Source organism: Bacillus bruguierae (assembly GCF_037104725.1).
Classification (GTDB): domain Bacteria; phylum Bacillota; class Bacilli; order Bacillales; family Bacillaceae_G; genus Bacillus_A; species Bacillus_A bruguierae.
Genome location: NZ_JBAWSX010000006.1, coordinates 106,413 through 120,619, shown reverse-complemented (window position 1 = coordinate 120,619; position 14,207 = coordinate 106,413). Strand labels below are relative to the sequence as shown.

Genomic DNA, 14,207 nt, shown 5'->3' with positions numbered 1-14,207 from the left:
TTAAAAAGAAGATATCCTCCTATATATAATAGGGGGTATCTTCTTTTTCTCTTTTAATAGACTTTTTCAGTGACCTCGGCCAGTGCGGGTCATTTTTTATTCTGTATAGTAGCGACTCATATGTTGAAAAATGAAAATGGATTTATATAACTAGATATATCACGATATAAAATGTAAAGGTGCAAGCCTTTCACAGAGAAATGGTTTAAGTATTTTTGCAGTTGAGGTATGCAGAACGAGTGGAATGAATAAAACAGCAATGCCGTTTTATTCAGAATGTGAAAAGAGCCATGAAACAGCATCCTCTAAATTTGTGGCAATATAATCAGCATTCATGTTCGCCCATTTATGACGATACGTATGCAGTGCATCGTATCCAGCACCTGTTTGCACTAAAATCGTTGTGGCACCAACCTTTATACCTGCAACAATATCGCTCCACCGATCGCCGATTACAACACATTTTGTTAAATCAAGATGATGTTTTTCCGCTGCTTGAAGAAGCATTCCTGTTTCAGGCTTACGACACCTGCAGCCATCACCGTGCCGATGTGGACAAAGATAAATGTCGTCAAAACCAAATGCTTCTAACTCTTGAATAAAGTCTTCTGTTGTTGCTTTGCCATCAGCAATGCCCGGTTGGTTTGTAAAAGAAAATAGTTGTATGTTTTGTTCTTTTAGTTTAGTTAGAGCTATCTTAGTAAATGGGAATAACTGTAGTTCTCCAGGGTAATGAATCGTTGTATCGCCGCCGATTGTACCGTCACGGTCGATGAAAATCGCTTCGATGTTCCGTTTAATTGTCATAATAAATATCCTTTCTCGTCGTTTGCTAGAAATGTTTTAGAATGCAAAATAAAAGATTTTTGAACTTATAATATAAAATATTCTATTATTCGTGTTATTTTCCTGCATATGAATGATATCTTCACTACCTTTAGATTGAAAAGTATTTTAATTGAAAAATATGTTATTATTTTCATAGGAATTTATTGTAATTATATAGAGGAAGAGGGATTTAGTTGCTGCAAGTGAATATAAAATCAGCTGGATACGAAGCTGGAGAGGAAACGATACATAATATCGCCTTTTCAATTGAACAAGGTGAACTAGTTGCTTTAATTGGCGCAAATGGAGCAGGAAAGAGTACAACGATAAAAGCGATTCTTGGATTATTGGCGCATATGGAAGGGGAGGTCTCATTTGGAGAGAAAAAGAATCCGTATGCATATGTACCTGAACATCCGACGTATTATGATTATTTAACATTATGGGAACATATTGAACTTTTAATGGCCGCTAGGGATGTTGAATCAGGAAGCTGGGAAATACAGGCGGAAGAGTTGTTGCGTACATTTCGTATGGACAAGCATAAGCATGAATATCTATCGAAGTTTTCAAAAGGAATGAAACAAAAGTCAATGCTCATTTTAGCTTTTTTAACAGAACCAGATTTTTATATTATTGACGAGCCGTTTATTGGATTAGATCCGACGGCAACTCGTGATTTTCTCAATTTTTTATATAAAGAAAAGGAGCGCGGAGCAGGTATTTTACTTTGCACACATGTGTTAGATACAGCAGAAAGAATATGTGAGCGTTTCTTATTAATTTCAGAAGGAACGTTATTTGCAAATGGAGATTTACGTAGTATTCAAACGCTTGCTAACATGCCAGAAGGTACATTGTTAGATTGTTTTGATGTCATTGTAAGGCGGGAGCAACATGATCAGAACACTATTTTATAAAAGGTTGTTTCATGAGATAAAACGAAAATGGAAGGCAGTGCAATCTGTTGTTGATTGGACGATTGCATTATATGCAGTTGTTCCAGTACTTGTATTTAGCTGGATATACTACGCTTCACTTTGGAAAAATGGACCAAAAGATGAAGATGTATTATATTTGTCTATCGGACTTTTTGTTTTTTACATTTCAACGTACTCAAGAAGTGTGCGGTCATTTTTGGAACAAGCAGACAGTTTATTTTTAATTCAATTTCCAGATCGGATTAAACAAATGATGAAATATGGAATGATATATTCATTTTGTCGTATTTGCTTCACAAGTGCACTTGTAACAATATTATTCCTACCCATCCTTTTGAAAAGTCTGCATGGAACTGGTATACAAGCTTTTTTCTGCTTTGTATTTTTAACATACTTTCGTTTCACACTTTCTTTGCTGCAACGGTATATTGATGTTCGGTTTCATAAACAGTGGCAAGTGATCATTATTAAAAATATTCTCTTTTGTTTAGGTATTGTATATGTAGGACTGGCATGTAGATATATATTACAGCAGCCTTTTTACACGATTTTGTTTTTTGTTTTTCTCCTTATCATCAGTTTTTTCCTAGTAAAAGAAAAAATGAAGTACTATCGCTTCTTCTTTAAAGAAATCGAAAAAGAAAAAGGAGAAGAAATGAGATGGACAACGCAAATTATGGCACTTGGGGGTCAAGTACAAAAACCTACAAATGCAGCGAAGCCCTGGTTATTTCCACGTTCTAAACGTATATTACTAGGAAATAGTAATGACGCTAGAATCATTGAAGCTTTTCTAAAGGAATATTTTCGTTCGGGTGATGCAAGTGGCTTTTACATTCAGGTTATCTTTGCAAGCGCAATTGTCATTTGGCGTGCGCCGTGGTGGATTACTGTAATCGTTATTTCGTTTGCGTTATTTGCAATATATCGTTATTCAAGTGACAAATGGAAAGTTTTTTCTGGAAAACTATTTTTACAGTTATATTGTTCAGAAGGGAAGATACTGTGGCTTTCACAGAAAGCAAAGGCATATCTCTTTATACCAGCTTTATGTGTATATGGCATTGCAGCACTAGCTCAATTTTATATGATTCCTGCTGTAGTTTGTGCAGGGATTGTCATTGGATTAACAGTATGGATTTTATTTATTCCTAACAAAAAAAGAGCTGAATAGCTCTTTTTTTGTTAATCCGTAATCGACACATACATAAAATAAATGAGAACACAAATGCTTACGGCTGAAAAGAGAAGGTCAAGGTTCAAATGGAAAACCTCCTAGTAAAATTGAGGAATGATACTTATTATATGAAATCTTACTATTTCATATTCAAATGATGTTAACGTTATTAAAATTGTAAAGTGCAAAAATTGGCATCATTTTGTATAATAGAAGAAATAGTTATAAAAATATAAAAAGAAAGGGAGGGATACAACATGCCAAATTGGATGAAAAAGACACTCGTCGCGTTAATTACTGTATTTACATTTGGATTAGTAACACCTCCTTCTGCGCTGCTTGATACTGCAAAAGCGGACAAGCCTACAAAACAACAAAATCTAGAGCAACCGTCGTATACACTGGATGAAAAGTCAAGCGATATAAGTTCAGAAGCATTTCTTTCCTATGCGATGCAGGAAGCTGAGCGGCAATCAATAGAGAAATTCGGATCAAAAATCGGCCCAGTAATTGAAGATGAGTTTAGAGATGTTATATTGCCGAAAATAGAAGAAGCACTTGCAAACCTTGCGAATCATACACCGGAAGATTCGTTACAGTCTTTAGCAATTTCACAAAAACCAGCCGGTGGAAAAAATGAAAAGATTTTTCATGTTTATGATACAAAAACTGGTGATGACTTACTTCGTTTTCACGTCAGACGAGATCATCCTCCGCAAGATGGTTATTATTTTAATTTTCATTACCATCGTTATGATGATAACTTTACAGCACACCATGAGCTTGGTGATATTTATTGGAATACGAATACACCGCCGCAATGGCTGTCATAAAAAAGGAGAACAGGGAGATATACCTTGTTCTTTTTTTATGAATAAAAGGTTATATCGATTTGAAAGAGAATTCATAAGTATAAATAATATAAAAGAAATGATAACAAGGAGTATTGGTGATGAATAAATATGTTATGTTTGATTTTGATGGTACATTAGTGGATTCTAAAGATATTTTTATCCCTATTTTCAATGAAATAGCAGAGAAACACCGTTTTAAACAAGTAAAAGAAGAGGATGTTGAAGCATTGCGGAAGTTATCAATTCCAGAGAGATGTAAATTGCTTCACGTGCCTCTGTATAAAATTCCTATGATAGCATTAGAGTTCTATAAATTATATCAACCATCGATTCAAAATCTTACTTTGTTCGATGGAATAAGAGATGTTTTGCAGGCGTTGAAAGAGAGCGGCTATGAAATTGTCATTGTATCCTCGAACGCTGAGGAGCATATTCGGGAATTTTTACGTCAAAATGAAATTGATTATATTCATGATGTTTTTTGTTCTAACAATATTTTCGGAAAAGACAAGGTAATAAAGAAATTTTTAAAAGCAAACAAACTAAAAAATTCAGATGTGATTTACGTAGGAGATGAGCTTCGAGACATTGTATCTTGCAAAAAAATTGGTGTAGAAGTGATTTGGGTAAGCTGGGGATATGATGTGATAGAAACGGTACAGGCGGAATCTCCGAATTACATAGCGAATGTACCAGAAGAAATTGTAAGTGTTGTACATTCAAAATAATGTGAAGCGGGAAAGGGAGCAAGGGAGTATGTCGGAAAAAACGTTTGAACCAGGTATTCACCATATTGAATTTTGGGTAGCAAACTTAGAGGAGTCTATTGAATTTTATCGTCAATTATTTTCGATTATTGGCTGGAAACAACTAAATGAAACAGCTTTTAGTACAGGGAAAACAGAAATTTATTTTAAAGAGATTGATGCAGAGCTTGTACGAACATTAGGGCCAAGACATATTTGTTATCAAGCAATGAATCGTTCTGTAGTTGATGAAGTAGCAAGTTTTTTACATAATGTTCAGGCTACAATCATTCGTGGTCCGATCGAAGTGAAAGAGTATTCGGAAGGATATTATACAGTAGATTTTTATGATCCAAACGGTTACATCTTAGAAGTTGTGTATGCGCCGAATATGGAGATGTAAATGGAGTATAAGTAGAATGACTTCTATTAGTTAAACAAACTATAACTAGAAGAGGATACTATGATCAAGATTATCGGAAATTCTCTTAACACTGAAATTAGCAAGAATGATTCACTCCTTATTAAGAAATACATCAAAAAGGATGTAATAGGAAAGTAGAGACTTTCATCCCAAAACAAGCAATGCCTAGAAGGAGCATTGCTTGTTTGTTTCATTCACCTTATGCAATTTTTGTAACAACAAGTGAAGGATTGTCATAAACGGAAACTCCTGAACCACCACCAGCAACTGAAGTAAAACGAAGAGATACTTGATCTCCTGCATTGAGATTTCGCTGTATGGTTTTAGATGGGGTCGATACAATAGTTAGAAAAGCATTATCTATTGGATTGATTATAAAAGGATTTATTATAAAAGCCGCAAAACTTGTCAAATCATCTACGCCATTAACATTTGCAATAACTGTCACAACTTCGGATTGGGCGCTAGCATTGACAGCTATAGCAATAACAATACTAAATTCGATACTATAAACTCCCGTACTTAAAACAGTAATAGTATTTGTTGCAAGATCTAGAATTGTTCCGGATGATGGTCCCGTCATCTTAAAATCAACTATACCATTAGGAGTGACAGGAATACTAGAATCATCTCCATAAAGGGAACCATATACTGGTTTAAATGGTGGTCCTGGTGGTACCATAAATTATCAAACTCCTTTATTTATATTTAGTATATTAAATGAAAAAGGAGTTTTTTTTGCTTGTATGCTTGTCCAACATAATTTATAAACACGAATACCTCATTCATATGAGGTTGACATAACATAATGTTATCAGAATTTTCCCTCATCCTTTGTGAGGCAAAGATTCTCGTCCTTCCTTATATAGGTTTTTTAACAGGAAGTAATACTGCATCAAATACAATGTTTATCAAATTACAAACACAGACTGCAGTTCAAGTTGGATTATCTCCAGTCTTATTAGCTTGTATTCAAAACGTAAGTTCCTCTTTCATGACGATGGTTAATTCTTCTAGGATAGCATTAAGTACTTCGATTTGCCAGATTAGTAGTAAAGAAAATGAGATACAAAAACAAATGACGCTTGCGGGATAAAGATAAAAACAATTTACGAACATACATTCTTTTGTTAAAATTTACATGGGATAATATGGAGGTGGATTTGATATGGAATTAAGGAATATAAATATTTCAGAGCGTATGGAGCACTATAATGTATCTGGTTTAAGCATTGCTTTCATTGAAAATGGTATGATACATATGACAAAAGAATTTGGTGTCATGAAAGCGGGAACGACTAGAAACGTAGACAGTCAGTCTATTTTTAACGCGTGTTCGATTAGTAAGTTTTTAACGGCAACGCTTGTTTTAAAGTTAACTGACCAAGGTATCCTTCATTTAGATGAGGATATAAATAATAGACTTATATCTTGGAAAGTTCCTGAAAATGAATATACGCAAAATAAAAAAGTTACGTTGCGAACATTACTTAGTCATCAATCTGGAGTAATCGATCCTGAAGGGAGTTTTAATGAACTTAATTCCATTCTAGGTAATCCTACGATGGCTGAACTATTAGAAGGAAGAACACCGTATTGTCAAGAACGTATTGAAGTGAAATACGAACCAGAAAGTGACTTTCAATATTCCGATGCAGGTTTTTGTATCATACAGCAATTAATAGAAGATGTTTGTGGTAAACCTTTTGAGCTGTTAATGGACGAGCTTATATTTGAACCGTTACATATGAAAAACAGTACATTCAAACAAACAACATTAACAGAAAGAAGTGGACTATTTTCTTGTGGTCATAATAAAAAAGGCGAAGTCGTTTCTAGTAAATATCCGATTTATCCATATCCAGCAGCTTCCGGACTTTGGACAACGCCAACAGATTTGGCAATTTTGCTAATTGAAGTTATAAATGCGTTAAAAGGTAAAAGTAAAATTGGTCTTTCTGAAAGTAAGGCAAAAGAACTCATTACTTCACAAGGTTGTAAGGAATGGGCTGGTTTAGCTGTTTTTCTGGATGGCTCAGGACAAGGAATTGAATTTTCGTCACTTGGTTGGGGAATAGGGTTTCAATGTATGCTCGTTGCTTATCCATATTTAGAAACAGGTGTAGTTATTATGACAAATACAGATTTAGGAGTTCATCAAATGAAGGGGATTATTGGTGAGATAATACACAGAATATAGAAAAAATTAAGTTTTAATAAGGATAAGGGAGGAAGGATTCAAAGGGAGAAACTTTCGACAGTTAAAACTTAAATTTTACAAATAGAAGAAAATGATTGAATAAAAAACGCAGGGTTTCGAAGGCCCTGCGTTTTCTTAACTAAAATTTTATTTTTCTATTTTTGTAAACAGAAGCGGCTTTGTGCTTAACGTTGCTGGGAAGTGTACTTTCAGTTCATGCAGTTCACCTGCTGGATTCATTTCATAAGAAATTAATATGTCCATTTCTGCTTGGAAAACATTCCATTTCGTATTGAACATATCATAGTGGTGATGGTTCATTTCAATGTCAAATGACGCAAATTTAAAATATAATGATTCATTTCGTTTGTGTACCTCAATTGTACCGTATGCAGGGTGTTCGAATGTTCCGATATAATCCTTTAACGGATGGGAAAGAACAGTTTCCTTTACTTGTGGTAGCGGTTTGTTTATTTCTTCTATTATTTCTTTAAGCTTTGCTGTATCTTCTATTGCACGTTTATGCCAATCAATTGGTTCTAATCCAAGCAATTCATCATAAATTTGATGTGCGAGGTAAGAAGGTAATAATGTATGACCGGAATTTGTTAGTACGACAAGACCGGCATTTTTTTCTGGCATAAAAGAAACAAGAGCTGAGAATCCGTCGATACTCCCTCCATGATGGATTTCTTTATGGCCGCGATAGGCAGTAATAAACCAGCCAAGACCGTAGCTGTTTAATGGTGTTTCCGGTATAGTAAACATTGGATCATTTGGAATTGGAATGTGCGGTGTATACATTTGTTCAAGCAAATCTTGTGCAAGTAATTCATGTTCGCCAACTTTTCCTTTATTTAAATGAAGTAACACCCATTTTGCCATATCTTCTATATTAGAGTTTATACATCCAGCAGCACCGATTGTATCAATGTTGCAAAAAGGTACTTCTGTTATGTTTCCATCTTTCTCAATGTAAGGAAGTGCATGATCATCTGATTTTTGCGAAGTGGTAACTGAGAAGTTTGTACATTCCATTTGAAGTGGGGTTAAAAGATGTTCTGTAACATATTGTTCCCATGTTTCATTTGTAATGTTTTCTGCAATAGAGCTAATTGTGGCATACATTAAGTTGTTATATAAAAACGCAGAACGGAACGGCGCATCTAGTTCTAAGTGGCGAATGTTTTCAACAATGTTTTTTCTACTTAAGGAGGCTGCATACCATAGTAAATCGTGGCGACTGACACCGGTGCGGTGAGATGCTAGGTCGCGAGCGGTTGTTTGTACGCTTGCTAGCGGATCGTGAAGTGAAAAAGTTGGAATATACGTTTGTACAGGTGTATCCCAATTAAATTTTTGCTGCTGCGCGAGTAAACTTAAAGAAAAAGTACCAAAAGCTTTTGTTGATGAACCGATTGCAAATAGTGTTTTTGGTGTAACGGGTTTTTTATTTTTTGTATCACGGTACCCATAACCTTCTGAGAACACTACTTCACCATTTTTTACGATGGCCACTGCAGCTCCTGGGACGTTCAATTCTTTCATCATGTTTTGGATTGTCGTATGTAATTTACTTGTAAGAGGCATTTCAGTTTTTTGCATAGTAAAACCTCCACTCATATATTATTTACTACCGCACTATAGTTTCTTGAAACGGATGGGAAATCCCTTTTTCTTTTTAGAAGAAAAATTGACGAAAGTATGTCAGATTGTAAAGATGAAAAATTTTTTAATACTGAGTTTTTGCGTGTGTATTCTATATTAAAGAGTTTTTATAAAAAAGTCCGTGTGAAATTCGAAGGCATATATGATAAACTCCATATAGGAAAAAATAATGTTACATAAAGCAATTGTGAAAGAAGGTTACTTGATGAAACACGCAGAGTATGAATATTTAAATATGTGCCGTCATGTTATGGAAAACGGTACGAGAAAAGAAGACCGCACTGGTACAGGAACAGTATCTGTATTTGGGTATCAAATGCGCTTTGATTTAAGTCAAGGTTTTCCGTTACTTACGACAAAACGTGTGCCGTTTCGTTTAGTAGCGAGCGAACTTCTTTGGTTTATGAAAGGTGATACGAACATTCGGTACTTGCTGCAGCATAATAATAATATTTGGAACGAATGGGCGTTTAAGAACTGGGTAGAGAGCGATGCATACACTGGTCCGGATATGACAGATTTTGGACTTCGTTCCCAGCAAGATGAAGAGTTTAATAAGCAGTACGAAGAGCAAATGGAATTGTTTAAAACAAAAGTGCTTGAAGATGACGAATTTGCAGGGCGTTACGGTAATTTAGGAGATGTGTATGGGAAGCAGTGGCGTGCATGGAAAACGACTGCTGGGGAAACGCTTGATCAATTACAAGATGTAATTGATATGATTAAGAAAAATCCGGATTCTCGCCGCCTTATTGTGTCTGCATGGAATCCAGAAGATATACCAAGTATGGCGTTGCCACCTTGTCATACGTTATACCAGTTTTATGTGGCAGATGGAAAATTATCTTGTCAGTTATATCAACGCAGCGGTGATATTTTCCTTGGTATTCCATTTAATATAGCGAGTTATTCTTTATTAACACATTTAATTGCCCATGAGTGTGGCTTAGAAGTAGGAGAATTCGTTCATACAATTGGTGATGCTCATATTTACACAAATCATTTTGAACAAGTGGAAAAACAATTAGCACGTGAACCGCGTCCATTCCCGACGTTAAAGCTAAACCCAGATGTGAAGTCTATCTTTGATTTTGAAATGAATGATCTTATGTTAGAAGGATACGATCCACATCCAGCAATTAAAGCACCAGTAGCTGTGTAAACAAAGATAGGGGGATATATATGATTTCATTACTTGTAGCGATGGATAAAAATCGACTAATCGGTAAAGACAACCAATTGCCATGGCATCTACCGGCAGATTTGGCATACTTTAAAAAAGTGACGATGGGTCACCCGATTATTATGGGGAGAAAAACGTTTGAATCCATTGGCAGACCTTTACCTGGCAGAACGAATATCATTTTAACTCGTAATCAAAATTATGAAATGGAAGGCTGTGAAGTCATTCATTCTATTGATGATGTGAAGAAAATGGACGAGCAAATGAATGAAGAACTTTTTGTAATTGGCGGTGCAGAAATTTTTAAAGAAGTGCTTCCTTTTGCCGATCGCTTGTATATTACACAAATTGAAGAGGTATTTGAAGGTGATACATTTTTCCCCGAAATAAACTACAATGAGTGGGAAGAAATATCTGCAACACAAGGCGTGACAGATGAGAAAAATCCATATACATATGCTTATCATGTGTATGATAGAAGGAAATAAGGAGAGAAGATTGGTGTGTTACATACCAATCTTCTTTTGCTGTTGCCGGTGATGGAATTTGTTTAACTGGATCAAAGAATCGATTGATTGTTTGAGAAACAAAGGAAAGAGGTCTTTTATATCGATCTTTTAATTTGTATTTATATATATATCAAAATTAAAAACCTAACATAACCCCCTTTTCTTTTTAGATGGTCGAGAGCGTCTGGCCATGCGTAGAAGCGGTCAGGGCCTTTTTCCTCCACGTGCGAAGTTCAAACAAAGAGAGAAAGAAAGTAGCAGGTTATGTTTTGTTCAGCAGGGCGGCGACTTGTGTGTTGGAAAGTTAAGTTGGATTTATATATATATTAAGGAATCGTAACTACTCGGTCACTCTATGAAAAACCGATAGAAAAGCATTTTTTTAAGTGGCCAGGGAGGGACTGGCTATGTATAGGAGCGGTCAGGGCCTTTTCCTGCCACGCGCAAGGTAGCAAGGCGTAGGTCCATTTTTATCTTCATGGCAGCAATTATAGGGAAGCGTATTTTCGTTGGAATTATACTCTTTACCAAGCTTCTAAATGAAATGTATGGCTGAGTAGTTACAAGGAATCAATAAAAATAAAGCCTTATATAAAAATTTTTTGAATGTTATACTGGTAATATAAAGAACGGCGCATATTGTGTCGTTTTTTTATATTGGGTGAATTTTGTAAAGTTGGATTTTTATAGTATGATAGTATCGAGATATAAAGGAGGAGAAAATGTGAAAAAGATATGGGGAATGCTTCTTATTTTTTCATTGCTACTAGTAGTAGGATGTGGCAAAGAAGAAAAGCCAGAACAAGCAATGGATACATATGTAAAAGCATGGAACGAAAAAAAGTTTGATAAAATGTATGAACAGTTATCGAAAGAGGCAAAGCAGTCAATTACAAAAGATGATTTTGTAAAGAAATATGAAAACGTTTATACAGGTATTGCAGTGAAAAATTTAAAAGTAGCAGCAGAAGCGAAAAAAGAAGACAAAAAAGATGAGAAAAACAATGCGAATGTACCTTTTAAAGTAAGTATGGATACAATCGGTGGAAAGATTTCGTTTGAAAATGAGGCAAAACTTGTGAAAGAAAAGGATGGAGATAAGGACGTCTGGAAAATTGATTGGAATCCATCGTTTATTTTTCCAACCATGAAACAAGATGATAAAGTACTGGTGCAATCGTTTTCGCCAAAGCGCGGTGAAATTTATGATAGGAATGGAAACGGATTGGCGACAAATGGGAAAGCGGCAGAAGTTGGAGTTGTCCCTGGGAAGTTAGGTGAATCGGCACAGCAAACGAAAGAAACGTTAGCGAAATTATTACAAATGCCAGTTGAAGATATCGAAAAAAAATTAACAGCGAAGTGGGTACAACCAAGTTACTATGTGCCACTTTCTACTTTACCAGAAGGTGCAAATGAAAATGATTACATCTCTATGCCTGGTGTCGCAATACGCTCTGTAAATGCTCGGACATATCCTCTAGGAGAAGCTGCCGCTCATTTAACGGGCTATATGGGCAAAGTAAATGCAGAGGATTTGAAAAAATTAGAAGAAAAAGGATATAAGGCTGATGAGCCGATTGGAAGAACAGGCCTTGAAAGTGTCTTTGAAGATAAACTCCGCGGGGAAAAAGGCGGACGTGTTTATATTGCCGATGCAAAAGGAAAAGAATTAAAAGAGCTTGCGAAAAAACAAGCGAAAGATGGCGAAAATATTACATTAACGATTGATGGGAACTTGCAACAAAAAATTTATGCAGAAATGAAGGATGAAGCAGGTTCAAGTGCAGCAGTACATCCGAAAACAGGGGAAACATTAGCGCTTGTAAGTAGTCCATCATACAATCCGAATGTCATGATGAGAGAGTCAGCGAAAGCAGAGCGAGATGCTTTGAATAATGACTCAAAAAAGCCAATGACAAATCGCTTTACACAAGTATACGCACCGGGTTCTGTTTTTAAACCGATTACAGGAGCAATTGGTCTTGAAACAAAAGTGCTTGATCCGAAAGAATCTCTTAAAATTGATGGTGTAAAATGGGCAAAAGATTCTTCTTGGGGTAACTACTATGTAACGCGTGTAAAAGATGCAAATCCAGTTGATTTTGAAAAAGCAATGATGTATTCCGATAACATTTATTTTGCACAGGAAGCATTAAAAATTGGTAAAGATAAGTTTGTAGAGGAAGCGAAGAAATTTGGACTTGGTGAAAAGTTACCAATTGAATATGGATTTGCAACGTCGCAAGTCGCAAAAGATGGTATAAAAGATGATATTGGACTTGCTGATACAGGATATGGTCAAGGAAAAGTCTTAATGTCATCTCTTCACGTTGCATTATCGTATGCGCCAATTGTGAATGAAGGAAATATTCCATCCCCGCACCTTGTAAAAGACGAAAAACAGGTAAAGGCGTGGAAAGAAAAAGTGGTATCTAAAGAGAACAGTGATATTTTGAAAAATGCTTTAATAAAAGTTGTGAATGATCCAGAAGGAACAGGTAAGATTGCAAAATTAGATGGCATTACACTTGCTGGAAAAACAGGAACAGCTGAATTAAAAGAATCAAAAGATGCCGATGGTAAAGAGTTAGGGTGGTTTGCTGCATTTGATGCAAATTCTCCAAATATGATTGTCGCAATGATGATTGAAGATGTAAAAGGAAGAGGCGGAAGTAGTATTCCAGCTGAGAAAGTAAAGCATGTATTTCAAAAGTAATAGAAAAGGGGCTGTCTCGTTCATAAGCGAGGTAGCTCCTTTTTTATCTTTTACTGATGGAAGTCTAATTTCATATAGTTATTTACTTACTAAAAAAAAGCAGCTATTTTTTATTGACAAAAAAATATTAATTAGGTATTATTGCTTACATAAGGTAAGTGATTTACTTTTTATATTGAAAATCTCAAATTGAAGATATTTATGAACAAGGGAGAGAAATGAACATGACAAAAGTATTATTTATTACGGCAAATCCAAATCCAGTAGAAGTATCATTCGGTATGGCGGTAGGAGAAGCGTTTATTGAAGCTTACCAACAAGCTAATCCACAAGATGAAGTTATAACAATTGATTTATTCCATACAAATGTACCTGCAATTGATGGTGAAGTGCTTGCTGCTTGGGGAAAACTTGGGGCAGGAGAAGGCTTTGAAACATTAAGTGAAAGCCAACAACAAAAAATTGCAGCAATGAACGGAAACTTAGAAACGTTTATGCACGCAGACAAATATGTATTTGTAACACCAATGTGGAATTTGAGCTATCCACCAGTTGTAAAAGCATACTTAGATAACCTATCAATAGCAGGTAAAACATTTAAATATACTGAAAATGGTCCAATTGGTTTATTAGAAGATAAAAAAGCTCTTCATATCCAAGCGACAGGCGGCGTATATTCTGAAGGACCATACGCAGCAATGGACTTTGGTCGAAACCACTTAAAAGCAATGCTAGGCTTCATGGGTGTAACGGATGTAGAATATATTGCTGTAGAAGGTATGAGTGCAAATCCTACGCAAGCACCTGAAATTAAAGAACGAGCTATTGAAAAAGCACAAGAGTTAGCAAAACAATTTTAATCTATCATATTATGAAAAATGTTCAAACGCTTGCCGTTTGGACATTTTTTCTTCTTTTTCCTTCGTTTGTCTAGTATAATGAAGTACGGAATGACAAT

At 35.5% G+C, this 14,207-nt stretch carries 14 protein-coding genes; 11 read left to right on the top strand and 3 right to left on the bottom strand.

All coding sequences use genetic code 11. The annotated features are described in order from the left end of the window. Positions 1-267: 267 nt before the first annotated feature. A complete protein-coding gene (locus WAZ07_RS12410; RefSeq protein ID WP_090911681.1) occupies positions 268-807 on the bottom strand; it encodes an HAD-IIIA family hydrolase in 540 nt (179 codons plus the stop codon). A 215-nt stretch (positions 808-1,022) separates the two neighbouring features. Here WAZ07_RS12410 and WAZ07_RS12405 point away from each other — a divergent pair, with 215 nt between their 5' ends. The 5 genes from WAZ07_RS12405 to WAZ07_RS12385 all read left to right on the top strand — a co-directional run bounded on the left by WAZ07_RS12405 (position 1,023) and on the right by WAZ07_RS12385 (position 4,949). Further along, entirely contained in the window at positions 1,023-1,748 is a 726-nt protein-coding gene (locus tag WAZ07_RS12405) for an ABC transporter ATP-binding protein (protein WP_336472702.1), read from the top strand. Next, on the top strand, positions 1,726-2,943 hold the full coding sequence (locus tag WAZ07_RS12400) for an ABC transporter permease (protein ID WP_336472701.1): 1,218 nt from the start codon (positions 1,726-1,728) through the stop codon (positions 2,941-2,943). Before WAZ07_RS12405 ends, WAZ07_RS12400 begins: the two co-directional genes overlap by 23 nt. A gap of 260 nt (positions 2,944-3,203) precedes the next feature. After that, complete coding sequence (locus WAZ07_RS12395; protein WP_336472700.1) at positions 3,204-3,779, top strand: YpjP family protein; 576 nt, start codon at positions 3,204-3,206, stop codon at positions 3,777-3,779. A gap of 119 nt (positions 3,780-3,898) precedes the next feature. Beyond that, entirely contained in the window at positions 3,899-4,528 is a 630-nt protein-coding gene (locus WAZ07_RS12390) for an HAD-IB family phosphatase (protein WP_090911673.1), read from the top strand. 28 nt (positions 4,529-4,556) lie between these two features. Further along, positions 4,557-4,949, top strand: coding sequence for a VOC family protein (locus WAZ07_RS12385; protein WP_336472699.1), 393 nt, complete (start codon positions 4,557-4,559; stop codon positions 4,947-4,949). 220 nt (positions 4,950-5,169) lie between these two features. On the opposite strand, the gene WAZ07_RS12380 is transcribed toward WAZ07_RS12385, so the two are convergent. Next, on the bottom strand, positions 5,170-5,652 hold the full coding sequence (locus WAZ07_RS12380; protein WP_336472698.1) for a hypothetical protein: 483 nt from the start codon (positions 5,650-5,652) through the stop codon (positions 5,170-5,172). A gap of 126 nt (positions 5,653-5,778) precedes the next feature. Between WAZ07_RS12380 and WAZ07_RS12375 the strand changes: the two genes are divergently transcribed. Then, on the top strand, positions 5,779-6,066 hold the full coding sequence (locus tag WAZ07_RS12375) for an L-lactate permease (RefSeq protein WP_336472697.1): 288 nt from the start codon (positions 5,779-5,781) through the stop codon (positions 6,064-6,066). 72 nt (positions 6,067-6,138) lie between these two features. Further along, a complete protein-coding gene (locus tag WAZ07_RS12370) occupies positions 6,139-7,170 on the top strand; it encodes a serine hydrolase domain-containing protein (RefSeq protein ID WP_336472696.1) in 1,032 nt (343 codons plus the stop codon). Between the two features lie 147 nt (positions 7,171-7,317). Here the strand turns inward: WAZ07_RS12370 and WAZ07_RS12365 are convergent, their stop codons facing one another. Next, complete coding sequence (locus WAZ07_RS12365) at positions 7,318-8,775, bottom strand: serine hydrolase (RefSeq protein WP_336472695.1); 1,458 nt, start codon at positions 8,773-8,775, stop codon at positions 7,318-7,320. Positions 8,776-9,043: 268 nt separating this feature from the next. Here WAZ07_RS12365 and WAZ07_RS12360 point away from each other — a divergent pair, with 268 nt between their 5' ends. From WAZ07_RS12360 to WAZ07_RS12345, 4 genes are all read left to right on the top strand, one after another. Beyond that, the gene (locus WAZ07_RS12360) at positions 9,044-10,000 is read left to right on the top strand and encodes a thymidylate synthase (protein WP_336472694.1); all 957 of its coding nucleotides are present in this window, start codon (positions 9,044-9,046) and stop codon (positions 9,998-10,000) included. Between the two features lie 20 nt (positions 10,001-10,020). Next, positions 10,021-10,509 carry a dihydrofolate reductase gene (locus tag WAZ07_RS12355; protein ID WP_336472693.1) on the top strand — a complete coding sequence of 163 codons (489 nt, stop codon included), beginning with the start codon at positions 10,021-10,023 and terminating at the stop codon, positions 10,507-10,509. 745 nt (positions 10,510-11,254) lie between these two features. Then, positions 11,255-13,249: a penicillin-binding transpeptidase domain-containing protein gene (locus WAZ07_RS12350; RefSeq protein ID WP_336472692.1), complete on the top strand. Its 1,995-nt coding sequence runs from the start codon at positions 11,255-11,257 to the stop codon at positions 13,247-13,249. 224 nt (positions 13,250-13,473) lie between these two features. After that, positions 13,474-14,109: an FMN-dependent NADH-azoreductase gene (locus tag WAZ07_RS12345; protein ID WP_336472691.1), complete on the top strand. Its 636-nt coding sequence runs from the start codon at positions 13,474-13,476 to the stop codon at positions 14,107-14,109. The last annotated feature ends 98 nt before the right edge of the window (positions 14,110-14,207 follow it).

Bases quoted from the DNA above. Each gene is read 5' to 3' on its own strand.
- WAZ07_RS12375 (WP_336472697.1), top strand. From the start codon at position 5,779: ATGTTATCAGAATTTTCCCTCATCCTTTGTGAGGCAAAGATTCTCGTC.
- WAZ07_RS12370 (WP_336472696.1), top strand. From the start codon at position 6,139: ATGGAATTAAGGAATATAAATATTTCAGAGCGTATGGAGCACTATAAT.
- WAZ07_RS12385 (WP_336472699.1), top strand. From the start codon at position 4,557: ATGTCGGAAAAAACGTTTGAACCAGGTATTCACCATATTGAATTTTGG.
- WAZ07_RS12410 (WP_090911681.1), bottom strand. From the start codon at position 807: ATGACAATTAAACGGAACATCGAAGCGATTTTCATCGACCGTGACGGT.
- WAZ07_RS12345 (WP_336472691.1), top strand. From the start codon at position 13,474: ATGACAAAAGTATTATTTATTACGGCAAATCCAAATCCAGTAGAAGTA.
- WAZ07_RS12355 (WP_336472693.1), top strand. From the start codon at position 10,021: ATGATTTCATTACTTGTAGCGATGGATAAAAATCGACTAATCGGTAAA.
- WAZ07_RS12400 (WP_336472701.1), top strand. From the start codon at position 1,726: ATGATCAGAACACTATTTTATAAAAGGTTGTTTCATGAGATAAAACGA.
- WAZ07_RS12395 (WP_336472700.1), top strand. From the start codon at position 3,204: ATGCCAAATTGGATGAAAAAGACACTCGTCGCGTTAATTACTGTATTT.
- WAZ07_RS12380 (WP_336472698.1), bottom strand. From the start codon at position 5,652: ATGGTACCACCAGGACCACCATTTAAACCAGTATATGGTTCCCTTTAT.
- WAZ07_RS12365 (WP_336472695.1), bottom strand. From the start codon at position 8,775: ATGCAAAAAACTGAAATGCCTCTTACAAGTAAATTACATACGACAATC.
- WAZ07_RS12360 (WP_336472694.1), top strand. From the start codon at position 9,044: ATGAAACACGCAGAGTATGAATATTTAAATATGTGCCGTCATGTTATG.
- WAZ07_RS12390 (WP_090911673.1), top strand. From the start codon at position 3,899: ATGAATAAATATGTTATGTTTGATTTTGATGGTACATTAGTGGATTCT.